We start from the raw sequence: 23,768 nt of genomic DNA, 5'->3' as shown, positions 1-23,768 counted from the left end.
CGTGACACACCAAGGTTCTGAATTTGACCGCGCTTGCGCTGCCCTGATCGGGATGGCCGTCGGCGACGCGCTAGGCATGCCCTCGCAAACCCTCTCTCGGGGGGACATCATGCGTCACTACGGCCAGATCACCGATTTCATGCCCCCGATCGACGATCATCCCGTGTCTCATGGGCTGGCCGCCGCAAAGGTCACCGATGACACCGAACAGACGTTATTATTGGCCGCGCGGCTGATACAGGGCGACGGCCTGCTTGATGAAACCCTGTGGGCGCAGGATTTGATCGCATGGGAAGCCGATGTCAGGGACCGCGGCCTGCGCGATCTGCTTGGCCCCTCGACCAAGGCCGCCTTGGAAGCCATGTTGGCAGGCACCGATCCGGCACATACGGGGCGCAACGGGACGACCAACGGTGCCGCGATGCGGATCACGCCGGTCGGCATTTCCACACATCTGACCCCGATGACCAGTCTGATCGACCAGGTGGAGCGTGCGTGCCGCCTGACACATAACACGGGTGAAGCGATTGCGGCGGCCTGTGCCGTGGCGGCAGTCGTCAGTTCAGGCATCGCAGGTGCCGATTTTCGGTCGTCGCTCCCCCTGGCGATTGATGCCGCAAAGCTTGGGCAACAGCGGGGCTACCCCGAAGGCCACAGCGACATGGCACAGAAAATAACGAAGGCCATCGCCCTCGCCGGCAGCGGGGTTTCGGTACAGGAGTTTGCGGACAAGATAGAGACCTCGGTCGCGTCCCATGAATCGGTTCCGGCGGCATTTGGCGTTGTCTTGCTGGCGGGCGGTGACCCGTGGAAGGCCGCGGTGATCGCCGCTAATATTGGCGATGATACAGATACGATCGGCGCGATTTCCGGGGCCATGGCCGGGGCCTGCATCGGCTGTTCCGGCTTCCCGGTTGAAAAGGTCGAGCAGGTGCGCCGGGCCAACCCGCTGGCCATCGAACAGATTGCCACCAATCTGCTTGCGCTGCGCCACCGCGTGGGCAGCAGTACACCTGTCGCCGATGGTGTTGCCATATGAACGGTCGTCTGCTGCAAATGTCCGGCATCGTCGCCGATTTGCTTTACGATGTTAAGCAAGTCCCCGCTGCGGGCAAGGAAGCGATTGTCAGCGGGTTTCAAATTGCCCCCCGGTGGCGGCTTCAACGCGATGGTCGCCGCGAAACGCGCGGGCATGTCCGTCAGCTATGGCGGGTCGATCAGGACCGGGCCTTTTGCGAACGTCGCGCTTGAAGGACTTGCGGCCGAACAGATCGACGTCTTGCGCCCGCACGACACGACACGGCGCGGGATCAGGTATGCTGCACCGTTTTGATCGATCAGGACGGTGAACGCACCTTTATCGCCAGCGATGGTGCCGAAGGTCATGTTACGCAAAAGGATCTGTCCGACATAAACTTCGCTGATTTCGAGTGGGCCCTGCTGTCGGGCTATGCCCTGCACTATCCCAATTCACGGGGCGCATTGTCGGACTAGTTGCGCAAGGATACCGGCCCCTTGCGTCTGGTTTTTGACCCGGCCCCGATTGTCGCGGCTTTGGCACAGGACGTTGTGCAGGCTGCGCTGGCGCGTGCCGAATGGGTCAGCGCAAACCTGCATGAAGCAACCATTCTGACAGGCTGTTCCGACCCGACCGCAGCGGCCAAGGCGCTTGCCGCGAACCGCGCTGGCGGGGCTATCGTTCGGAACGGCGCGGCGGGATGTGTCCTTTGCACCGCAGAAACCTGCGTCGAAATCCCACCCTTCAACGTGCAGGCCATTGATACCAACGGGGCCGGTGACGCCCATATCGGCAGCTTTATCGCTCATCTCTCCCAGACCGGGGATCCAAGCAGTGCCGCGTCCTTTGCCAATGTCGCCGCGGCGCTTTCCACGACCGTCAAAGGCCCTGCATCCGCACCGACAGCAGAACAGATCGCAGCAGCCCGCCAACGATCCAACTTATAATGCGCCGAAAAGGCCGATCAATATCCACAAGGAGAACACTCAGGCCTTCGAAGAAGCGCCGACCTCGATCGAGGTCTTCTGGGACAGCGCCCATGCAGGCAAGGTGTCAATCCGCGACGACGCGCTGGAAGCCGTCCAGTTCGCCGCGATCGCCACCGATCAGGACATCAATGACATCGCGGATATGGACGCGGTCAAAAGCAAACTTACGGCGCTGATGCCGCAGATCAAAACCTACTGGGGGTCTGAAAACGACTGGAACCAGTTCATGGCCGCTGGCGATCTTGAGGTCGCAACAATCTGGTCGGGATCGGCCAGCCGTTCGATGTCAGCGGGCCTGCCGGTTGAATTCGTCGTCCCCTCCGAAGGTGCCATTGGCTGGCTTGACGGCCTGTCCATTCCAGTTTCTTCCACCAAACAGGACGCGGCCCACGCGTTCATCAACTGGATAATCGACCCCGCCTTCTATGTGAAATGGGCCGCAGACGGTGCCCCGGCTTCGGCAAATGCCAAGGCTGCCGCAGCCTTGCCCGATGACGCATTCAACAAGCGCATTCTAAGTGATCCCGAAGTCGTGGCGCGCGTCCAGTTCCAGCGCCCAGTGTCCGACGAAAACCGCGAGGCCTATCTTGCCCTTTGGCAAGAACTGAAAGCCGCACAGTAACCAGCGAACAGGGAATGCTCTGATGTCGACGACACTCGCCAATCAACAGCGATCTAAGATCATCAGCCTGCTTTCCCCGGCCTATCTTTGGCTGACGGTGGCAATCTTCCTGCCCCTGTCAGCCATGCTTTACTTCAGCTTTCTGTCTGATGTCCCGTTCGGACAGACAGAATGGCATCTGACGACCGAGAACTACCAAGCCTTCTTTCAGACGACGACCTACGCAAAACTGCTTTGGAAATCGATAAAGCTGGGTTTGATCGTGACGGGGTTTGCCGTGCTTGTCGGGTTTCCCTGTGCCTATGTGCTGGCCAAAGTGATCCAGGGCCGCGCCCGCGAAGCCCTGTTTCTTCTTGTCATCCTGCCGTTCTGGTCAAATTCCCTGGTGCGCATTTTCTCCTGGGCGATCGTCCTGCGCGGCAATGGCGTGCTGGAAATCGGCCTGAATGCCATTTTACCGTTCGAGGTAGATGTGAACCTGATGTTCTCGACGCCTGCCATCGTGATCGGGCTTGTCCATTCCTATCTGCCCTACGTCATCCTGACGTCCTATCTGGCGTTGCAGGCGATTGACGACAATCTGATTGATGCGGCCCGGTCCATGGGGGCTGGCAAGCACACGATCCTGTGGCGCATCATCTTGCCGCTGTCCCTGCCGGGCCTGCTGGCCGGCGCGGTCCTGATCTTTGTGCCTGTCGTCGGCTCTTTCATGGAGCCGCGTATTCTGGGCGGGCGTGTCGGCACCTATTTCGGCACCGTGATCGAAGACCAGTTTGTCGCCGTCTTCAACTGGCCGCTTGGTGCAGCGCTTTCCTTTATTCTGTTGGCGGTGGTTCTCGTTATCCTCGCCCTTTCCAGTCCCATCTTGCGGAGGGCCCAAACATGAGTGGTCTATTGCTGGCCCGGCTTGGGAAAATCTGGCTGTTCTGCATCCTTGTCTTTCTTTATGCGCCAATTCTGGTGATGGCGTTCATGTCCTTCAACGCCTCGCAATATTATCAACTGCCGTTCGAATTTTCATTGAAATGGTATGAAAAGCTGGCCGGAAACGCTGAAATTCTGGACGCCGCAACACGGTCGATCCTGATCGCACTGGTCACGACCGTGATCGCCACGGTTCTGGGAACGGCCGCTTCCGTCGCATTGTTCCGTTTTGAATTTCGCGGCAAGCGTTTCCTTCAGGTCATGCTGTTCCCGCCCATTGCAATTCCATGGCTCATCACCGGCACGGCCATGCTGATCTTCTTCTATGGCATCGGTCTGGGGCGCGGCACCCCGTCTGTCATCATCGGTCATGTCGCCCTTGCGATCCCGTATGTGATTGTGGTGGTCAGCGCGCGTCTGGCCACATTTGACCACACCCTCGAAGAGGCCGCACGGTCCATGGGAGCAAGCGGCTGGACCGTCACACGCCGCGTCACAATGCCATGGATTGCGCCGGGCATCATCGCCGGTGCGCTCTTTGCCTTTGCCGTCAGTTTTGACCAGTTCGTGGTCTCTTATTTTCTGTCTGAACCGGGCGACAGCACTTTGCCGGTCCTGATATACACGTCAATCCGCAAGGGTTTCACGCCCGAAATCAACGCAATCTCGACCATTATCATAACCGTTTCGATGGTCGTCATGCTGATTGCGGCACGCTTTTCAAACTTCGGAGGAGAACGCTAATGGCTGAAGTTTCCGTTCATAACGTCACAAAGCGCTTCGGCAAATTCACGGCCTTGTCCGATGTGTCCATGGAGTTTCCAGATGGCGGGTTCTTTGCGCTGCTCGGCCCTTCGGGAAGCTGCAAGACAACCCTGCTCAGAACGATTGCGGGCTTTTTGTTCACGGATGGCGGCACCATCCGCATCGGCCAGCAGGTTGTCGACGATATTCCTGTCGAAAAGCGCGAAATTGGCTTGATGTTTCAAAACTACGCGCTGTTTCCGAATATGACCGTTGCCGACAATGTCGGGTTTGGCCTGCGGGTCCGCAAAGTCGGTGCCAGCGAAGAGCGGCGGCGCATCGGCGAGGCGCTTGATCTGGTTCAGCTGGGCCATCTGGGGGATCGCAAACCACATCAGCTGTCCGGCGGGCAACGGCAACGGGTGGCTTTGGCCCGTGCGATCGTCACCCGTCCGCGTGTGCTGCTTCTGGATGAACCCCTGTCTGCGCTGGACAAATCCTTGCGGGTCGACATGCAGATCGAACTCAAGCGCATCCAGCGCGAGATCGGGATCACGACAATCTTCGTCACGCATGATCAGGAAGAGGCGCTGACGTTGTCAGACAAGATCGGGATCTTGCGCGAGGGTCGGATGATCCAGTCCGGACCGCCGCGCGACGTCTACAATAATCCGGTAGACGTGTTCACCGCAGAGTTTTTGGGCGACGCCAATATCATCGCAGGCCGTGGCCAAGGGCAGCGTCTGGAACGTCCGCAGGCCGGCGGCATCCTTGTCCCGCCGGGGTCCGATACCGCCAGCGCCCTTGCAGTGCGCCCTGAAAGCATCAGCATTTCAACGTTCGAGCCTATTCAGGACGGAATATCGAAGGTAAACGCGACACTTGTTCAACGGATGTTTGCGGGTGCCATGTCCACATGTATCGCAGAAGGTGACGGCAACACCTACAAGGTGATCGGTCGCGATCTGGACATTCCCGAGGTGGCCTTGGGGCAAAAAGTCTGGCTCAGTTGGAAAGCAGTCCACACGATCGTCATTCCGGGACAGTGATTTTCAACCGTATCGCGCAAGATCTGCGGGCAAACTTGGTCGCCTAGCGGCGGAGAATGGACACGCTATAAACTGCTATCCGGTTTCTCCGCCTTCGAAAGCGTCTAAGCCTTCTCGCTCGCCGAAACGTCACCCTTCTGCGAGGCTTTGCCGCCGGTCAGACGGGCGATCATCACAAAGAAGAACGGCACGAACAACACGCCAAGCACGGTCGCCGCGATGGTGCCCGACAGCACGCCGCTGCCGATGGCCGTCCGACCGCCCGACCCTGCACCACTGCTCAGCAGCAGCGGCAAGACCCCCAGCGAGAATGCCATCGAGGTCATGATGATCGGTCGGAACCGCTGACGTGCGGCATCAAGGGCCGCATTGACCATGCTCTCGCCCTCTGCATGCCGGTCACGTGCAAATTCCACGATCAGGATCGCGTTCTTGCCGGTCAGGCCGATCACCGTCAGCAGGCCGACCTGAAAGAAGACGCCATTTTCAAACCCGCCCAGATAGGCCCCGGTCAACGCCCCCAGAACACCGATCGGCATGGCAAGCATGACCGCAAAGGGGATCGACCAGCTTTCGTACAGCGCCGCAAGGGACAGGAAGATGGCGGCCAAAGACAGCGCATAGAGCAACGGGGCCTGATTGCCGGATTCCTGTTCCTCAAGCGACAACCCCGTGGGCGCGATCACAAAGCCCGGCGGCAGCTCTTTGGCAAGCCGTACCATTTCGGCAAGCCCCTCGCCGGTGCTCGTCCCTGGTGCAGAGGAACCCTGCATCTGCATCGCCGGGACACCGTTGTAGCGGTTCACGCCTTGGGGTCCGAAGGTCCAGTTCGCCTCGGTGAAATTCGAGAACGGCACCATGCCACCGCTTGCATTGCGCACGCGCCACTTTTGCAGGTCTGACGGCAACGCGCGGGCGTCGGCCTCTCCCTGAACGTAGACGCGCTTGATCCGGCCCTCGTCGATGAAGTCATTCACGTAGCGGCCTGCCCAGGCGATGGTCAGCAGGTTGCCGACATCGGTGGCCGTCACCCCCATCGCACCGGCGCGCCGCCAGTCGATATCAAGTTTGAATTGTGCAGCATCTTCCAGCCCACTTGGGCGAAGCGAGGCGATCAGCGGACTTTGGGCCGCAGCGCCAAGCAGTTGGTTGCGCGCATCCAGAAGCTGTTCGTGGGTCTGCCCGCCCCGCGCCTGAAGGTAGAAATCAAATCCGGACACGTTGCCCAGTTCGATGACAGACGGCGGCACGACCGGGAACACCTGCGCATCCTTGATCTGGCTGAAGGCCCCGAATGCCCGCCCCGCCAGCGCCTTCGCGCTGAGGTTCGGGGTGGTGCGTTCTTCCCAATCCTTGAGACGGACAAAGACCAGACCAAGGTTCTGCCCCTGCCCCGCAAAGCTGAAGCCGACAACGCCAAAGACCGATTGGACCATGTCGCCTTCCTGATCCAGATAGTAATCCTCGACCTGCTTGATCACATCCAGCGTACGTTCGGCGGTGGCCCCCGTCGGGGTCTGAACCAGCGTAAAGAGAATGCCCTGATCCTCGTCCGGCAGGAAGCCTTGTGGTGTGCGCAGGAACAGCGCGCCCATCGCGGCGATGATTGCCAGATAGAAGATACCGCTGATGAACGGATGCCGCACGATCCCGCCGACAAGGCCGGCATAACCGCCGCGCAGCTTGTCAAACCCGGTGTTGAACCACTTGAACGGCCCGCGCTTTTGCTCGTGTTTCTTCGCCTTGAGCATTGTCGCGCAGAGCGCGGGGGTCAGCGTCAGCGCCACCACCACCGACAGCGTCATCGCCGAGATGATCGTAACCGCAAACTGCTTGTAGATCACACCCGTAGAGCCGGGAAAGAACGCGACCGGAACAAACACGGCGGACAGCACGACGGCAATACCCACCAGCGCGCCGGTGATCTGGTCCATCGACTTGCGCGTCGCCTCGACCGGGCCAAGGCCCTCCTGCTCCATGATCCGCTCGACGTTTTCGACAACGACAATCGCATCATCCACAAGCAGGCCGATCGCCAGCACCATCGCCAGCATCGTCAGCGTATTGATCGAAAACCCCAATACGGCCATCACGCCGAAGGTGCCCAGCAACACGACGGGGACCGCCAGTGTCGGGATCAAGGTTGCGCGGAAGTTCTGGAGGAACAAATACATCACAAGGAATACAAGAATGATCGCCTCGATCAGGGTCTTGATCACCTCTTCGATCGAGATCGTGACAAAGGGCGTCGTGTCGAATGGCACGACATAGGTCACGCCTTCGGGGAAGAACTGTGCCAGTTCCTCCATCCGGCTCTCTACCGCACTTGCGGTATCCAGCGCGTTGGCACCGGGTGCCAGACTGATCGCCATACCCGTCGACGGGTTGCGGTTGAAACGCGATACGGTGGCATAGCTTTCCGCGCCAATCTCGACCCGGGCCACATCATTGACCAGCACCAGCCCGCCGTCGGTTTCAGCGCGCAGAACGATCTGGCGGAAGTCCTCGGGTGTGCGCAGCAAGGATTGCGCCGTGATCGTCGCCGAAAGCTGCTGACCCTCGACCGAGGGGCGCGACCCGAAGGCCCCGGCCGATATCTGCGCGTTCTCTGCGGATACGGCCGCAACCACATCCGACGGGGTCAGTTCGAACGCCGCCAGCTTGGCCGGGTCCAGCCAGATGCGCATGGCGTATTGCGCACCAAAGACCCGCACGCTGCCGACACCTTCGACCCGGCTGAGTTCATTAACAAGGTTGGTGGACAGGTAATCGCCAAGGTCGGTTGCATCCAGCTTACCATCCTCGGAGATAAGCGAGATCACCATCAAGAAGCCGGCAGACGATTTTTGAACCGTTACGCCCTGCCGCTGCACGGTTTCGGGCAGCAAAGCGGTCGCCTGCGCCAACTTGTTCTGCACCTGCACTTGGGCAATGTCGGGGTCGGTCCCGGTCTCGAATGTCAGGGTCACGCTGGCGCTGCCCGACGACGTCGAACTGGACGAGATATAGCGCAACCCGTCCAGCCCCGTCATCTGCTGTTCGATCACCTGCGTGACGGTATTTGCAACCGTATCGGCTGAGGCCCCAGGATAGACGGCGCTGACCGAAACGGTCGGCGGCGCGATCTGCGGGTATTGCGCGACGGGAAGCGACAGGATGGAAAGCACCCCGACGCCCATGATGAAGATCGCGATGACCCAGGCAAAAATCGGGCGGTCGATGAAAAAGCGGGCCATGGATATTCCGGTTCTGAATTATTCGGTTTTTGTGTCGGACGGCTCTGTCGCCGCAGGTTCTGCCGACGCATCGGCGACTGCGGCATTTCCGTCAGTCGTTGTTGCGGCAACCTGTTCTTCGGGCGTTACCGTCGCGCCGGGGCTGGCCTTTTGCAGGCCCACGGTCACGATCCGGTCGCCGGGGTTCAGCCCTTCGCTGACCACCCAGTCGCTGCCCATATCCTGCAGGACTGTCAGCGGCCGCGCCTCGACCACGTTTTCCGCGCCCACGACCATCGCGATGGGCTGTCCACGCCGGTTCCGGCTTACCGCTTCCTGAGGAATGACAAACACATCCTGCGCGGTGCGGGTCGGCATTTCGACCTGCACGTACATTCCGGGAAGCAGCAGCTTGCCGGGATTGTCGAACGACATCCGCAGCACCACGACGCCGGTCTGTTCGTTCACGTCGGGTTCTGCCGCAGTAAGGGTGCCGGTCTGGTCGTAGAGGCTGCCGTCGGCAAGCGTCAAAGTGACCCGCTGCATGGTGTCGCCAATCCGTTCGCCCATGTTGCCGCGCCGCCACTCAATGATTTCGGCGGCCGATTGCGTCACGTCCACGTAAACGGTGTCGATGTTGCGGATCACCGCCATCGGGCTGGCCTGGCTTGCGGTCACCAAAGCACCCTGACTGGCCAAGGAACGACCAATCTCACCCGACAGACGCGCCGTGATTTCGGTTCGGTCCAGTTCGATCTGGGCGGCGTTTCGCTGCGCCTGCGCGGCCTGAAGACTGGCCAGTGCCGCGTCCCGTCCTGCAATGGCAGTATCAAGCGATGCCGTGCTGGCAACATTCCGCGAGGCAAGCTCCTGCTGCCGCGCTTCCTCTTTCTGGGCGGCGTCCAGCTGCGCCTGCGCTTGCGCCACCGCCGCATCTGCCTGTGCCACAGCGGCCTCGTAGCTGGCCGGGTCGATCTTATAAAGCACATCGCCCGCCTTTACGGACCCGCCCTCCTGAAACAACCGTTCGATGACGATGCCCGCAACCTGCGGGCGCACCTCTGCCATGGCGGATGCCACGACCCGGCCCGGCAGGGTTGTCGTCAGGGTCACGTCCTGAGGCTGGAGCGTCGCCACAGTGACGGCTGGCGGTGGACGCCCTTGCTGTTGGGCCGCCGCCGGAAAGGCAAGACAGGCAAGCATAAGGCAAAGAAACGGCAGACGCCGGGTGGGGTAAATCGAATGCATGGTTTGAAGGTCCCGTCAGGCGATATGGATGACAAACTGGAAGGGCGTATTAATTACGGCAGCGCTGCAAAACATCATGAACGGCTCATTACCGTATCTGGCCCGGCTTTCATCAGAATTCCGGAGCGGTCCAAGTTGATCATGAAGTTCATCGGTGCAATGCAATTTACTAAGTTAGGCTTATTACATCGGTTACATATTTTGTGCCGCCCAGATGTCAATCCTGTCCCGATCAACTTCTTGAAGCTGGCATGACAAGCATCACTGGATTGCCTTTTTATGCGGCGCAATCCGACGTCCGTCCGGATTCACGACAAATTTGCCTGTGTAACGAAAGAAGCGTTAGCCCCTACCGGAACACGCCCTGTGCCCCGATCGACATCTTGGGCTTGGCGGCCGGTGCCGCCTTTGGTGTCGCCGGTGCGCGGTTTGTCGTGGTGGTGCGGCGGGTGGTCGTGGCCCGTTTCGGTGCAGATGACGTGGCCCTTGGAGCCACTGCCGCCGCAGCGGGCGTTGGGCAGGCGACGTCGCCATTCAGGATGATCGACCGGAACAGGCTGTTTGTCGGCGCGGGATCATCCCATTCCACAGAGGCAAGTTGACTGAAATATTCGTCCACTGACCCGCGCGACCCCCGGCCCCACGCGCCATCGACACCCGCACGATAGCAATTCATCCGCTTCAGTTCGGTTTGCAGCACGCGGTTCAACTGGTCGGGATCGGGATCGATATGACCTTCTTCGACAAGCCGGCGGAAAAGATCTGGGTTGTCTGCGCGCAATGCCTCGCGCGCAGCCAGATCGTCCAATGCGAAAATGATCTGCTCGACCGTTGCAGGCAAAAGCCTTTCGACGCCGAAGGTTTTTTCCTGGCCCGGCGCGATCAGCCCCAGAATGATCGACGGTTTCGGCAAGGTTCCGGTCTGGCGCACGGCCGCCCGCGTCACGGTCGCGGATTCAATCAGGACGCTGTTGAAAACGGGCGCTTGCCCCGCGACCGGCATCGCCGCAAGGATCAGTTGATCCCCCTCTTCGGCCAGTTCAATCCCGATCGGCTGGATATCGAGCCCTTGCGCAGACGCCCCGATTGCCCCCAAAGGGCCAAGGATCAGTCCGAACAAAAAGCTTTTGCGAAACCCGCTCATCAATTAACGTCCCGGTAAATAACGTCGCTTGACGAAACTCTACCCGCTGGGACAGACGTGCCGCAAGCAATTCATCTTCGACAAAGGCATCCTAGAGGGTGGACCGCTAAAATTCCTTTTATATTTAAGCCGCTCACACCTACCATAATTGGTCACCGGCGCGGGAAACGGCACAAAATCAGCGTCAGTGTTGCTTAAAATCTGCAGGATGCGGCAGTTTTTCGCTTGTTGAGGTGAAATTAGTCAAACTTCATGCTATGTATATAAGGATCAAAGCAAGGTAGGCTGATTCTATGAAAAGTACATTTGCGCTCTCATTATCGCTCGTCGCTTTTTCCGGCGGTGCAGGCCTTGGCCTTTCTGCCTACCATGACTTCTCGACATCGGTACAATCCGCATCGCTCGAGCAGCCTGAAATCATCAACGATGGATCCTCCGGCTTTGTCATTCCGAATTATGTTCCGGCCATCAATGCTTCGATGTCGGCATCGGTCCTTGCGGCACCGACACGCCCTGCAGTGTTCAAGACGCCAGACTTGAGCTCGCAAACTGAACAACCCACGCTCGCCGCCCTTACCGGTCCAGCGGTGGATGCAGAAACGATCGCCCCCTTGGCCGCCCCGAAAAAGAGCTTCGTCAAGCAGGAGAGCGCACCGAAATTCATCCGGCAGGCCAAACCACAGGCAGCAAGCGCGTCAACCGTTGCTGCATCCGGACCTCAGGCCTTCAACGATTTTGAAGAATTCGTTCCGAAAAACGCCCCTAAATACGTGGTTGGCGTTTACCGCTAAGCGGTTCCTCCGTCGCGCAGTCGTCGGGGGTTTTATTGAATTCACAGTTGACAGGCCCAAGACCAATACCGCTAATGTATAGATAAATTTAAAACATACATTTGCGAGGGTGCATGGGGAAATTCACATCAACCGCGGCCGCTTCACTTTTTCTTTCGGCGTCAATGGCCTTTGCACAGAACGCCGAACCCAGTATATCATTGGAATTGAACCGTACCATCCAGTCTTCGGAAGGTGTTTGCCAGGTCGTTTTCTTCGGTGAAAACGGTCTGGATCAGGACTTTGAAGAAGTCACCTGGCGGCTTGCCGTTTTCGGCGCAGACGGTGTGTTTCGCAACCTTCTCGCCTTGCCCTTGGGATCGCTTAGCGCGGGCAAGCGGCGGGTGGTTCAATACAACCTTCCCTCAAATTGCGCAGACTTGTCCGAAATCATCGTAAATGACGTGGCCAGTTGCATCATCGCCGATGGTGGCTCTGACGAGAGCGATGTATGTCTGTCCAAGTTGATCGTGACATCGCGCACCGATATTGCCTTTGGCCTGTAATCCAAGCTCCAAACAGGAACTGTCATGACCATTTTTGACCTCGCTACCCTTACTGTCTACGGGCTTCTTGGCTTGCTGTCGCTCGTTGCCTTGGGCATCGGCCTGTACAAGACCGGCCAATTCGCACGGATGGGCGTGGGGAAACGCAATCAGGCGGAAAAGATCCTTGATGACTGGCTGAACGGCCGCGTCGATGACGCAATCAGCGAAGCGGGCAAACGCAAATCGGTTCTGTCCCGCATCCTTCAGGCCGTATTTTCGGGCATTCAGGCGCGTCCCACCGACGTCAGCTATGCTGAGGAACTGAGCCGCCAAACCGCGATGATCGAACTTGCCACGATGAGCGAACGGATGCGTGCCCTGGACATGGTCGTGCAGGCAGCCCCGATGTTGGGCCTGCTTGGCACCGTCGTCGGCATGATCGATGCGTTTTCGGTGCTGGCCGTTACCGAAGGTGCCGTTGACCCGACGACCCTCGCGGGCGGTATCTACGTCGCCTTGACCACCACTGCCGCCGGTCTCGTGCTCGCGCTTTTCGCCTTCTTTCTTGCCACATGGCTCGAAGGGCGGATCGACCGCGAACGCAACATGATCGAGGCCCTCATGTCTGCCGCGATCCACGGGCGGGTTGATCCGAACGCGGCGAAATAATCGGGGCCGCATCGCATGGCCTCTAAAAAAGTCCCGCTGCCGGAACGCAAACGCAGCTACCGATTTGTTTTGACCCCATTGGCGGATGCCATGTTTCAGCTGTTGATCTTCTTCATGCTGTCGACAAGCCTGACGCCCTATTCGCTGATCACGCTGAAAACCGCGTCCGCCGCAGCCCCTGACCCGAACGATGACCAGACCGCCGGTGCCGGCATAGACGAGACGAAGCCAGCGCCGCCGCCGCGTTCCGACACTGTGGATGTCACGCTTTGGACGATCAGCAACGGGTCGGTCCGCACGGCAGGACAGGATTACGACATCACGCAACTCGGGTCCTTGGCTGACGCCATCGGCAGCCAGGACACCCCTGGCCAGGTCGTTCTGATCGTCGGCGATACCGCGCGCGTCCAGGACGTTGCCCAAGCGCTGGAGGCGCTTGAAGGTGCCAATGTCGCCGGTGTCCAAATCACCCGCGAAGGGGCCTGATATGCAGTCGCGCCTTCCTCAACGCCGCAAGGGTGCGCAATTCGACAGCTCGCTGGCGATCATCAACATCGTGCTTCTGCTCATCTTTTTCTTCATCACCACCGGTTCGCTGATGAGCTCGAGAACAGTCGAGGTAAGCTTGCCGGAAACCACCCGCCTGCCGCTTGACCTGTTGCCCGATCCCCTGCTGATCATCCAGGCCGACGGCGCAATGTTGCTTGACGGTGAGGTCATTGAAAAAGGGGCCTTGGCCGACGCCCTGATCGACAGCCCCACGGTGCATGTCCTGACCGACCGGGAAATGACGGCAGCGAACCTCTTGACCATCCTTGACGAAGAAGCCCTGATCGCGGTCGAAGTCCGGCTTGTCACCCTCCACCTCAATGCGGGGGGCGATGAGGAATGAGCTTTCTACCGCACGCTGACGCAAAAGGGCTGGCATGGTACGGTTCGATGACCGCATCGGCGGCCACTCATGCCGGGGTCATTGCCTTTTTCATGCTGTCGGGGGCGGTCGCGTTTCTGCCTGATCCGGTGGAATCCGAACGGCCCGAGCCCGAGTTTGCCGTCAGTCTGGAAATTCTGGATGCCGAGATCGTGGGCGAAACCGATGTGATCGACGAAAGCATGCTGATCCCGCCGGATGCGATCCCGCTGGAACCGGATACCCGGACCGAAGCAGAACTGCCTGACAGCCTGACGGCACTGGACCCGGATCAGGAAGCGCTCGCGCCCGATGACACTGCCCTTGCGCCAGAGCAAGACGTCACCCAGCCGGATGATCTTGCGCTGACGGAACCGGATGTCACCGAACCGGAAGCCATAGAACCCGAGGCGGCTGAACCCGAACCAGTGGAGCCGGAGGTGGTCGAACAGCGGCCGATCGAACCAGAGCCCGCCCCGCAAGAGGTCGCAGCATTGCAGCCGGAAGAAACGGTGATTGCACCTGTGCCAGAGCCGGAACCAGCCCCCCTGCCCCTTCCGACAGTCGCTGAACCCGAACCCGAAACACCGTCGCTGCTCGCGATCGAGGGGATCAGCCCGATTGACGACACGGTGTTGAACCCCTTGGCCGAAAGCCGTGGCGGCCTTGTTGCCGATGTCGGGCCGGAGCAGGACAGCGCCCTGCTGCTAACCCCCGAAGCCTCGCCCGAGCCTGATGTTCTCGCTCTTTTGACGCCTGAACCGGTGCCGGAAATTCCGCTCGACACGCCAGCCGTCGCCGCGCCGGAACCCGTTGTGCTGCCCGAACCCGAAGCCACCCCGCCGGAAACAACCGAGCCAGAAGCGACCGCACCAGAAGCGGACGAAACACCGGCAGCCTCCCCTCCCCCGGCACCGCGCGCGTTGCCCAATCCGACAGCCTCGGATATCGCCATCGGTCAGTTGCTGCGTCGCATCCGCGCATTGCCGCAAACCCAATGCACGCTGATCCTGCCGCGACGGGCAAGTGGAAATCCAGGCGCTGGCATCTCTCTGATCGGGACAGATCTGGACGTTCTGGATGATCTGGCAGAACGCGTGACGGCAAACCTCGGCTTCGAGCCAGTGCAAACCCGAGAAGAGATCGACCCCCGCCAATGCGCCACGCTTGATATTCTGCGTCAGGCCGAAAGTTATCCTGCCAGCCGCATCGGCCTGGCCCTGGAAAGCACGTCTCTCGCAAGCGGGGACACGCTGAACGGCCGTGTTATCGGCGCGGGCGGGCTGTTCGTGACGCTGTTGCTGATTGATGACAATGGCGTCGTGCAGGACATGACACCCTTCGTTCGTCTTGAAGATGATGTACCGGTATTTGCCGCCCCCGTCGCACGGTCGGGGCCAGTGCGTGCCACCCGTCAAATCCTGCTCGCCTTGGGGACGCAGGCCGCTCCCCTGGATATCGAAGCCCGCATCGGGAATGTTTCGCAAACCGTCTTCGCGCCAATCCCCGGTGATACCCTGCGCAACATGGTATTCGGGGTCGCGACCTTCGACGTCCGTTGATCGGGCGCTGATCAGGCGCTTATCGGGACGCTGGTTTTCAGCCCATTCCGCTGCCGTAAACACAGGGATGCGCCCCGCACGAGGCGCATTTATCCTTATCGCGTCAGCTCGAGAAAGGCGACATCCGCCGCCCCCTGCCCGTCGGTTGCAAGCTCGCGGGTCATCAACGGCAGGATGTCAGAGGCTTGCGTTCCGTCCCGCATGGCACCAGCGCGTACCAACGGGCTGTCTGACGCCGTGGCCACCAGCATATAGATACCCGGTGCCGCCGAGGGCAGCCGGAATGCAAACCGCCGCTCGTCCCCGATGGCGTCATCGAACTGCCGCATCAGGGAAAAGACCTGCCCGTTCGGATCAACAAGCGCCAGCCAGTTTTGCCGTCCCGCACTGCCATGCAAGGTGCCTTGCACCCCTTCGGACCGCGAAAGCGTGCTTTGCGTCAGGGAAAGTTCGACCCCGCCGCCGTTGGTGCCCTGAAGGCTGCGTGCAAAATCAAGCACGGCACATTGCGGTGCCGTCACATTGCGCGGCACGACATCGGGCGTACTGCCAAATGCGGCCCCATACGCGTCGCCAATGCCCTGCAAGGGCGTCAGGTTCTGGGCAAACCCTTCGATCAGACCCGCCACATCCCCGTGTGTCCGGCGCGCGGCATAGGCGCAGTCCTGCGGCACGGTTTCCGCCAGAAACGTGGCGCGGCTGCCCACCGTACGCTCAAGCCCGGCGGCGACTGGATCAGACGCTGTGCTGCCGCCATCAGTGCTGCCACCGGCCATGAAATCACCGGCGAAAAACACCGCAGCCCCGCCAACTGCCGCCAACCCGGCGACCATCAGTGTCGCGACAAGCCCGCGACTGGACTTTGCCGGAAGATCAGGCAAACGCGTGGGTGCCATGGTGCGCGGTGAACTGGTCTGCCCCCCGGTGCTGGTCGACGCGAATGGCACCGCTTGCAAACCGGGCACGGACCGGTCCTGCGCCGTCTCCGTTACGGGCATCGTCAAACGCGACCGCGTCGTCATGCCCTCTCCGTCCATCATGGCGCGCAGCTCATCCTTGACCTCGGTCATGCCGGACATGCGCAGCTTGGGGTCGGGCTGCAACATCGCGTGCAGCATCGGCTGGAATTCCTCGGGCACCATGCTGATGTCAGGCACGCTCATCCGCAGCTGCACCGCTTCGGCAAAGTTGCCACCCATGTTGTAGGGCTTGCCCATCAGCATCGCGATCATCAGCAGACCCAGCGAATAGACATCGCTGGGGCCCTCGGCCTGTCCCCCGAACGATCCCAGCTGTTCGGGCGATACATATTTCAGCTTGCCCGCAAATTCGTTGCCGATGGTGACGTCCTTGACGGTCGACGACCGCGAGATTCCGAAGTCGATCAACACCGCCTTGCCGATATCGCCGTCTTGCAGCATCACGTTATCCGGCGACAGATCGCGGTGCACCACGCCGATGCTATGCGCCCGTTCCAGCCCGTCGGCCAACCGCATGGTCAGCTTGATGACATCGCTCCGCTTCAGCGGGCCACCTTCTTTCAGCGTGTCCGACAGTTTGGTGCCTTGAATGAACCCCATGACCAGCGCGTGAAAGCTCAGGTTCTCATCCGGCGGCACATAGGCAAAATAGCGGACGATCGCGTCATGGTGCAGCTGGCGCAAGACGCGCGCCTCGCGGCGGAACATGTCGGCAACCTTGGTGTCCTCTGCCATCTCGGGCAGAATGACCTTGATCGCTACGGATTCACCGGTGCCGATCTCCTCGCCGCGAAACACCCGGCCCATGCCGCCCTGGTCCAGACTTTCTTCGACCCGGTACATGTTGTTGATGACCATCCCCGGTTCAAGCGAGGTGATCGGAGAGCTGACGATCCCTGCATTCGGGGCCACAACGGACGGCGTTTCCGTTACCGGGGCCGCGCTGGCCGGCTCGGGGGCCGCAGGTTCGACCGGAACGGTCTGAACTTCGCTTTGGGGCATCTCTTCAACGCTAGCGCCGGCGTCGTCTTCGGCGACAGGTGCAGGCGCGCTTGGCGTATCGCGCACGACGATGGTGCGGTCGTCATCGTCCTCGGGCACGTCTGGCGCGGGCGCAGGTGCGGCAGGCTGAGGACTGAACAGGATTGTCTTGTCATCGTCGTCTGCACCCGTGTCCGGTGTCTTGTCAGACGTCTTTTTCTCGTCGCTCATTGCAATCCTCTAAGCTCGGGATAATCGCCATCAACGGCAAATCCCGGTAAATCCAGCTGTTGGCAGCGGACCATGACAACGGAAACATTGTCTTTCCCCCCCCGCGCAAGCGCGGTGCCAACCAAATGGGCGCACATCCCCTCAAGCGGGAAATCCACACCTTCGTATAATACATCTGCCAATTCGGAGTCGTCAAAATATTCAGTCAAACCGTCGGAACACAAAAGAAAAACGTCACCATCAGCCAGCTTCCCTTCGACCATGTCACATTCGGGCAGGTCCGTCACGCCAATCGCGCGGGTAATCACGTTTTTGCGGGGCCATGCCTCTGCCTGTTCGGCGGTGATGGAACCGGCATCCAAAAGCGCCTGCACCTCGGTGTGGTCGCGGGTGACGCGGGTCAGCTTGCGGCCCCGCATCCGGTAGATGCGGCTGTCACCCGACCAGATGCAGGCGAAATGATCCTGCTGGATCAACAGCCCCACGACGGTGGCCCCGATCGTCTTCTGACCAATTTCGGCAGCATGGGCATGGATACGGGCATTGGCCTTTGTCAGCCGGTCCATGAACCGGGCCCGCAAATCCATGGCCCCTGTCGGCAGGCCGATCGTCTTCATCTGGGCCACGATCGTCTGGCTTGCGAAATCGCCCGCCGTATGTCCGCCCATCCCGTCTGCAACCACCCACAGTCCGGATTCAGGCAAGGCCAGCAAGCTGTCTTCGTTCAACTTGCGGACACGACCGACGTCCGTGCGCGTGCTGGTTTCAAAGGCCATCATGCCATCGACCGACGCCACCATCTTTGCGTTCATTTCTGCCGGCCCTCCTCAAGGCATTTCGTCCGTCACCTGACCCACGCGCAATCAGATCATGTCACTTTGGCATCGAAAGGGGCATCGCGATACCCTCTTTCCGCCCGCGATCCTGATGCGGTCAACCACCCTGCCCCTGGCCCCCCCTGTGGCTAGGCCGGTTGCCGGTCACTCCAACCGGTCGGGACAGGTGAAATCCTGCCAGATCGGATCAAGGAACGGCATCTTCGTCCCGCCTTCAACGCCAAGGGATATCCGGAACGCGTGCCACCCTGCACGGTGGGTCATGTCCACGTTGGCCCCTTCGGTCTGCACATCCCCGCCACGCCGTATCAGGTCGATCACCGACCAGGGACCAGCATCAAGCGTCAGCGTCCCGACGTCGTCCAGATCGCCGTTCACCGTCCAGACCATGCCATTGATGTTCGCAGGCCAGTCGATGACGATGCCGGGTCCGCCCGACACAAGGCGCTGCACGCCATTGCCCAGATCGACGTCCACGGACGTAACGCCTTTGGTCACGCCCCCCAGACGCAGGTTCAGCGCCATCTTGGGCACGCTTGATCCCGCCTCGAAAAGACCGGCGCGCAACGCATCCAGCTTGCCGAATTCCGCCTGCACCGATTCAGAGACCGGCAGCACGACACTGCCTTTCCCCCCATATGTCTGCCAGAAACGGTCAACCTGCCCGCCATAGCCAAAGAAAGCGCCGAAATCGGCAACAGGCAGCGGCTTTGCCGTTTCGCCCCCGAACGGGTAAAACGGCGCAATCTTCTCGTGGCACACGTCGGTAACATCACGCGTCAAAACGGTCTCTGCGCCCGCCAGCCCCGCATAGCCCGCCATGCGCCCCACCAGCGGCGGCAATGCCGCGACGCGGGTGGCCACCTCTTGCAATCTTTCGGGATCGGTCGACAGGGCGGTCAGATCCTTGATGACCGTATCGACCGGCCGCGCGCCCATGGTACCCTGCACCAGCCCAAGCCAGGGTTTGAAACCTTGCGCGATCTCCTCTGCCCGCCGCCGAAGATCAATCGAACTCAGCTGCGGCCACATGCCCTTGACAGTCCGCAGGGCATCGGACTCTTGGCCCGTATCGGGGTCAGGATCCAGAAAACGCGCCACCTGTGCTTGGGTCGCGATCACATCGGCCAAGGCGGCCAGCATGGTCACGTCGCTATTGCCTGCCACAAGGCCCAGCATCCCGTTCCATTCTGCGGCAAATTGCTGGGCGTATAGCGTATGCACGTCTTCGGTCAGGCGCGCACGCTCGGACGCGGCTGTAATTGCCTTGGCCAATACCCACGCTTCGGCGTCAACAGTTTCCTGCGCCCTGGAAAGTGCTTTCTGAAAGGTATCCCAATACCCGTCAAAGGTAAAAAGCCCGGGCAACACAAGCGTCTTGGCAGCGCGGCCATCCGTCAGGCGCAGCCTGTCCGCCTCGGCCAGCACATCGGCCAGATGCCATTGCGGCAACACTGCGGCCTCGCTGCGGGCGACGGTCAAAACCTGTACAGCCAGCGGCAGATCGAACAGTTCCTCGCGCGCGCGGTCCACCAGGGCCTTGTTCGGCTTGATCGGGGGCGAAACACGGTCGTCCAGGGCCAGCATTGCCGCCAGATGCGCATTGATCGCGCGGTAATCCTTGTCCGACCCAGAGACCTGATATTCTTCGGTCCATGCCTGCGCGAAATAGCTTTGGATCGCCAGATCATCGTCACGGCCGTTCTGTTCCTTGGCCAGCAGGATATACACCTTGAGCGCGCGGTAGGCTTCGGCGTGATCTTCCCTGATCAAGGCATCCGCCAAGCGCCGTTCGGCCAGCAGCATCATGCGCGGCCGCAACAATCGCTCAAGACTGTCCGAATACGCCTCGACTGCGGCACCGCGCAGGACATCGCGCCGCGACAGGCCAAACTGTTCCAGCGCGGTCTGCGGCCTTGGGTCGGCATAGCCGGCGGGAATGGCACGGACAGCGGCAAGGGCTGGCAACAAAGGACGCGTCGCCGCGTTTTCGATATAGCGGTTGTTCAACAGCAGATCGGCGCGCTGCGCATAGGCCTGGGTCTGCGCGTTCGCCTCGCGGACAAGGGACGCGTTGTTCCAGAAGCTGTAGCCGAAAGCGCCCGCCGCCGCGATACAGGCCGTCGCGATGGCCGTCTTGGCAAGCCCCCTGAAAATGGTGCGGCGCACCATCCGCCTGCGGTCATAGCCGACCCAGTCACGTTCGGCGAAAATGACCTTTTTCAACAGGTCGTGCAAAAAGAAACTGCGCCCACGACCGGACATGAAGGCAGGTTGCATCCCCCCTGCCCCATTGGCCGCGATCGACCCCAGGACCTGATCGATCGGCGTTCCTTCCTGGGTACCGGATGTAAAGTAGAACCCGCGCAAGATCGCCTTGGTCTGCGACGCCCCTTCGAACACACCGCGCAGAAAGCCGGTGATTTTGGGCTCAAGCATCTCCATCTGGTTCGGGAACCCGTAAATCGCGATCCGCGTGGCACTGTCCAGTTCTTCGGCCATCCGGTCGCTGACCTCGTCCGACAGACGGGTCATCAGACGGGCGTATTCATCCGGCACGGTTTGCCACGTCTGTTCCTTGCGGCTGCGGGTCTGGAACGTGACGCCCCAGACACCCCGGCGGCGGGCTTCCTCAAACCCGCCAAAGTACTGACGGAAACCGGCGATGATATCTGCCTTGGTGAAAATGACGTAGACCGGCACATGGGTGCGCAAGGTTTCATGAACCTCAGCAAGACGGGCGCGGATGGTGTCGGCATGGGCGTTCAGCTCGGCCTCTTCTGCGGTCATCAGGTCCGTGCACGAAAAGGCAAGGATGATGCCATTGATCGGCTGGTCCGACCGCGCGGCCTTGAGCTGCCCCAGGAACGCCCCCCAGCTGGCGCGGTCCGCCTGCGCGTCGCTGTCCTGCGTCGTATAGCGCCCTGCGGTATCAACCAGAACGGCGTCCTTTGCGAACCAGAAATCGCAATTCCGCGTGCCGCCGAACCCCGCGACGGATCGTGGATCGGTGCCGGGGAAATCGAGACCTGAATGCACCAGCGCCGTTGTCTTGCCGGCCCCCGGTGGGCCGATCATGACATACCACGGCAAATCATAGAGCGCGGTCGCCCCGCCTGATTTCTTCAGCTGGGCCAAAGCATCCTGCATGCGTTCCGCCAGCACTTCGCCGTCGCCGACCTGGCTGGCGACAAGGCTTTGTTCAAGTGACCGTGCCGCCCGCTTGCGCTTGCGGCGGCGCAGCACCATGGCCACCAGCAGGACCAGCAAGACCGCCCCGATCAGCCCGGCGCGCAGTTCTGGCATGGCCAGCATGTCGACGCCAAGGATCGGCAGGCCGAACCAGATCGCGGCACAAAGTGCTGCCGCACCCAGAAGGTACACAGAGGTCGACACGGCTTTGGTCAAGGTCCTCACAACCGCTGCTCCTTGAGCAAAAGAATATCGACGCGGCGGTTCCGGGATCGCGCCTCGGGGGTATCGGCCCGGACCAGAGGCTTTGACGCCCCTGCCCCCTCGACCGTCATGCGGTCAGGATCGGACATGTATTGCGCAAGCACATCGGACACAGCGGCTGCGCGGGCGGCCGACAGCTCTTCGTTGGTCTTGTACCGGCCCCGTCCGCTTAGCGGGATGTTGTCACTGTGCCCCTCGACAATGATCGAACCGGGTTCATTCTCAAGCACTGTGGCGATACGCGCGATGATCGGGCTTTCGCTGGCAAGAACAGCGGCCCCCTCGCCAAACTGCAAGGCCTCCCCCAAACGCACAGCGATAAAGTCGCCCTCTTCGCTGACAGTGGTCAGACCGGCTGCGATCTCGTCTGCCAACTGGTCGCGGACCCGATCAACCTGTCCGGTCTTGGGCGCTTCATATACGGTCACCTGCGGTTCGACCGGCACATCGGGAAGGGCAACCCGTTCAATCGCAATGGGGTCGGTCGGGTCATGCAGGGCGATGATTGCCGATTGCGCGGCTTGCGCTTCCTTTGTCAACGTCCAGGCCAGCACGCCGTAAAGCACCACCACCATCGACGCCCCGATGCCGGTGATGATCCACAACGGAACACGATGATGCCGCCGCGCACCGTTCAGCACGACGGGGGCCCAGTTGCAGGACATGTCGGGATAGGCCCGCGGCACGACGCTGCGGATCCGGTGATACAGGTCCGTCCTCAGGTTCGACAAGGCAACCTGCCCGTCGCGTGCGCTGCGGTATTGCCCCTCGAAGCCCAATCCAAGGCATACGAACATCAGCTCAAGGGTCATGGCGTGCCGGGACGGATTGCCGGACATCCGGTGCAGACGAATGAAAAACCCGACGCCCGGATTCGGGTCCGCAAAGAAATGGGCCGTCAGGCTGTGGCGCTTCCAATAGACCTGGTTCGCGCCCGGAAGGTTCTGCGCAATGTCGTCGCAGGTGGCTGCAAGCGCATAGCGGGCATCGTTTATATCCGCGTCCGAAAGCCCGGCATCCCGCGCATCTGCTTCAAATTGGGTCAGCGCGGCATGAAGATGGCGTTGCAACCTCAGCGCGTCCATCTCGACCAGCCCCGTGCGCAACAGACCCAAAAGCTCGAGCACCCCGTTCGCGGCGGCGATCATCGGGTTGGATGCGCTCCCCCCGCTGCGCGCCTGACGCCCAAGGACGTCGGACAGCGTCAGTTTCCGGGAGGCAGGCTTTGCAGGCGATACAGGGCGCGGCCCGACAATCGTGCGTTCATCGTCGCCCAATGATGTCTTGGTTTTCGACGTTGGGCGCGGACGCTGGCTGCTTGCGGTCTGGCCTGACGGCACCTGCCCTGCGGCCGGCCGGCTGCCCTTGTCAGGATTTTCTTTGTCGGACGTCATTTCGACCGCCCGGCGTGCTGCGTTGGATGCACCCGAAGAACCGGCCTTTTGTGCGGATGCGCCAACATTGTAATTCTCTCACCTAATTTCGGTTTTTACACCCCGCTCGCAGATTCCGAAAATCGCTTCGGGGCTACCAATTGCTGCTCTTTGAGCGTTACTTTGGGGGTTCGCTTTGTTTCCGTCAAGTTGCGCCATTGCCGACGTTCCATCGCCACTGTCAATACAAAGGCGCGGCGCGCGCAAATGAACAAAGTTTTACCCCCCTTACCGTGGTTGAAATACACCGGGTTGGCGGCCTTTCAAGGGGATGACGCCGTTTGCGGGGCGAATACGCTCACCACGAGCCCAATTTCGCCAAATATTCATTTATTTCAATAGGTTGGTTGGTTTTTAGGGCGCAAAACAGCTTAAGCAGCACGCTTCAGGCTTTAACAGTGATGCTACGAATTTTCGCAACCCCAAAAGCCGCAGCTTG

Annotated in this window: 22 protein-coding genes; 15 read left to right on the top strand and 7 right to left on the bottom strand. The window is 60.6% G+C overall.

The annotated features are described in order from the left end of the window. The first annotated feature begins 1 nt into the window (after position 1). The 8 genes from RGAI101_RS19040 to RGAI101_RS19010 all read left to right on the top strand — a co-directional run bounded on the left by RGAI101_RS19040 (position 2) and on the right by RGAI101_RS19010 (position 5,346). Positions 2-1,039 carry an ADP-ribosylglycohydrolase family protein gene (locus tag RGAI101_RS19040; RefSeq protein WP_037230105.1) on the top strand — a complete coding sequence of 346 codons (1,038 nt, stop codon included), beginning with the start codon at positions 2-4 and terminating at the stop codon, positions 1,037-1,039. Positions 1,040-1,123: 84 nt separating this feature from the next. Next, entirely contained in the window at positions 1,124-1,333 is a 210-nt protein-coding gene (locus RGAI101_RS19035) for a hypothetical protein (protein WP_037230102.1), read from the top strand. Next, positions 1,330-1,494 (top strand): hypothetical protein, encoded by a 165-nt coding sequence (locus RGAI101_RS21980; protein ID WP_157044753.1) that lies wholly within the window; start codon positions 1,330-1,332, stop codon positions 1,492-1,494. Before RGAI101_RS19035 ends, RGAI101_RS21980 begins: the two co-directional genes overlap by 4 nt. 21 nt (positions 1,495-1,515) lie before the next feature. Further along, complete coding sequence (locus RGAI101_RS19030; RefSeq protein ID WP_198133741.1) at positions 1,516-1,965, top strand: carbohydrate kinase family protein; 450 nt, start codon at positions 1,516-1,518, stop codon at positions 1,963-1,965. Beyond that, on the top strand, positions 1,871-2,629 hold the full coding sequence (locus RGAI101_RS19025; protein ID WP_254655319.1) for an ABC transporter substrate-binding protein: 759 nt from the start codon (positions 1,871-1,873) through the stop codon (positions 2,627-2,629). The genes RGAI101_RS19030 and RGAI101_RS19025 overlap by 95 nt, the downstream gene beginning before the upstream one ends. 22 nt (positions 2,630-2,651) lie before the next feature. Beyond that, complete coding sequence (locus tag RGAI101_RS19020) at positions 2,652-3,515, top strand: ABC transporter permease (protein WP_008229592.1); 864 nt, start codon at positions 2,652-2,654, stop codon at positions 3,513-3,515. Further along, the gene (locus RGAI101_RS19015) at positions 3,512-4,297 is read left to right on the top strand and encodes an ABC transporter permease (protein WP_008229656.1); all 786 of its coding nucleotides are present in this window, start codon (positions 3,512-3,514) and stop codon (positions 4,295-4,297) included. The genes RGAI101_RS19020 and RGAI101_RS19015 overlap by 4 nt, the downstream gene beginning before the upstream one ends. Beyond that, positions 4,297-5,346 carry an ABC transporter ATP-binding protein gene (locus RGAI101_RS19010; RefSeq protein ID WP_008229604.1) on the top strand — a complete coding sequence of 350 codons (1,050 nt, stop codon included), beginning with the start codon at positions 4,297-4,299 and terminating at the stop codon, positions 5,344-5,346. Before RGAI101_RS19015 ends, RGAI101_RS19010 begins: the two co-directional genes overlap by 1 nt. Positions 5,347-5,450: 104 nt before the next feature. Here the strand turns inward: RGAI101_RS19010 and RGAI101_RS19005 are convergent, their stop codons facing one another. Next, the gene (locus tag RGAI101_RS19005; RefSeq protein ID WP_008229600.1) at positions 5,451-8,582 is read right to left on the bottom strand and encodes an efflux RND transporter permease subunit; all 3,132 of its coding nucleotides are present in this window, start codon (positions 8,580-8,582) and stop codon (positions 5,451-5,453) included. 18 nt (positions 8,583-8,600) lie between these two features. Next, positions 8,601-9,809 carry an efflux RND transporter periplasmic adaptor subunit gene (locus RGAI101_RS19000; RefSeq protein WP_037230100.1) on the bottom strand — a complete coding sequence of 403 codons (1,209 nt, stop codon included), beginning with the start codon at positions 9,807-9,809 and terminating at the stop codon, positions 8,601-8,603. Between the two features lie 24 nt (positions 9,810-9,833). Between RGAI101_RS19000 and RGAI101_RS18995 the strand changes: the two genes are divergently transcribed. Beyond that, a complete protein-coding gene (locus tag RGAI101_RS18995) occupies positions 9,834-10,064 on the top strand; it encodes a hypothetical protein (protein ID WP_157044752.1) in 231 nt (76 codons plus the stop codon). A gap of 94 nt (positions 10,065-10,158) precedes the next feature. On the opposite strand, the gene RGAI101_RS18990 is transcribed toward RGAI101_RS18995, so the two are convergent. Beyond that, positions 10,159-10,953 carry a hypothetical protein gene (locus tag RGAI101_RS18990; protein WP_008229532.1) on the bottom strand — a complete coding sequence of 265 codons (795 nt, stop codon included), beginning with the start codon at positions 10,951-10,953 and terminating at the stop codon, positions 10,159-10,161. Between the two features lie 293 nt (positions 10,954-11,246). On the opposite strand from RGAI101_RS18990, the gene RGAI101_RS18985 reads away from it, so the two are divergent. The 6 genes from RGAI101_RS18985 to RGAI101_RS18960 all read left to right on the top strand — a co-directional run bounded on the left by RGAI101_RS18985 (position 11,247) and on the right by RGAI101_RS18960 (position 15,412). Next, complete coding sequence (locus tag RGAI101_RS18985; RefSeq protein ID WP_008229760.1) at positions 11,247-11,744, top strand: hypothetical protein; 498 nt, start codon at positions 11,247-11,249, stop codon at positions 11,742-11,744. Positions 11,745-11,908: 164 nt separating this feature from the next. Then, on the top strand, positions 11,909-12,289 hold the full coding sequence (locus tag RGAI101_RS18980) for a hypothetical protein (RefSeq protein WP_008229841.1): 381 nt from the start codon (positions 11,909-11,911) through the stop codon (positions 12,287-12,289). Between the two features lie 24 nt (positions 12,290-12,313). Further along, entirely contained in the window at positions 12,314-12,940 is a 627-nt protein-coding gene (locus RGAI101_RS18975; RefSeq protein WP_008229672.1) for a MotA/TolQ/ExbB proton channel family protein, read from the top strand. Positions 12,941-12,955: 15 nt separating this feature from the next. Continuing rightward, a complete protein-coding gene (locus tag RGAI101_RS18970; protein WP_008229486.1) occupies positions 12,956-13,426 on the top strand; it encodes an ExbD/TolR family protein in 471 nt (156 codons plus the stop codon). 1 nt (position 13,427) lies between these two features. Then, positions 13,428-13,832, top strand: a complete 405-nt coding sequence (locus RGAI101_RS18965) for an ExbD/TolR family protein (RefSeq protein WP_008229825.1) — start codon at positions 13,428-13,430, stop codon at positions 13,830-13,832. Next, on the top strand, positions 13,829-15,412 hold the full coding sequence (locus tag RGAI101_RS18960; protein ID WP_008229634.1) for a hypothetical protein: 1,584 nt from the start codon (positions 13,829-13,831) through the stop codon (positions 15,410-15,412). The genes RGAI101_RS18965 and RGAI101_RS18960 overlap by 4 nt, the downstream gene beginning before the upstream one ends. 95 nt (positions 15,413-15,507) lie before the next feature. Here RGAI101_RS18960 and RGAI101_RS21350 read toward each other — a convergent pair whose 3' ends face one another. From RGAI101_RS21350 to icmH, 4 genes are all read right to left on the bottom strand, one after another. After that, positions 15,508-17,604, bottom strand: coding sequence for a serine/threonine protein kinase (locus tag RGAI101_RS21350; RefSeq protein WP_008229528.1), 2,097 nt, complete (start codon positions 17,602-17,604; stop codon positions 15,508-15,510). Further along, a complete protein-coding gene (locus tag RGAI101_RS18950; protein WP_008229704.1) occupies positions 17,601-18,416 on the bottom strand; it encodes a PP2C family protein-serine/threonine phosphatase in 816 nt (271 codons plus the stop codon). The genes RGAI101_RS21350 and RGAI101_RS18950 overlap by 4 nt, the downstream gene beginning before the upstream one ends. A gap of 168 nt (positions 18,417-18,584) precedes the next feature. Then, positions 18,585-21,857, bottom strand: coding sequence for a type VI secretion system membrane subunit TssM (gene tssM / locus RGAI101_RS18945; RefSeq protein WP_037230096.1), 3,273 nt, complete (start codon positions 21,855-21,857; stop codon positions 18,585-18,587). Then, positions 21,854-23,290, bottom strand: coding sequence for a type IVB secretion system protein IcmH/DotU (icmH, locus tag RGAI101_RS18940; RefSeq protein ID WP_008229503.1), 1,437 nt, complete (start codon positions 23,288-23,290; stop codon positions 21,854-21,856). Before icmH ends, tssM begins: the two co-directional genes overlap by 4 nt. Positions 23,291-23,768 lie beyond the last annotated feature (478 nt).

This window comes from Roseobacter sp. GAI101, from assembly GCF_000156335.1.
Lineage (GTDB): Bacteria > Pseudomonadota > Alphaproteobacteria > Rhodobacterales > Rhodobacteraceae > Sulfitobacter.
The sequence above is the reverse complement of the archived record's forward strand: the minus strand, read 5'-3'. Positions and strand labels throughout refer to the sequence as shown.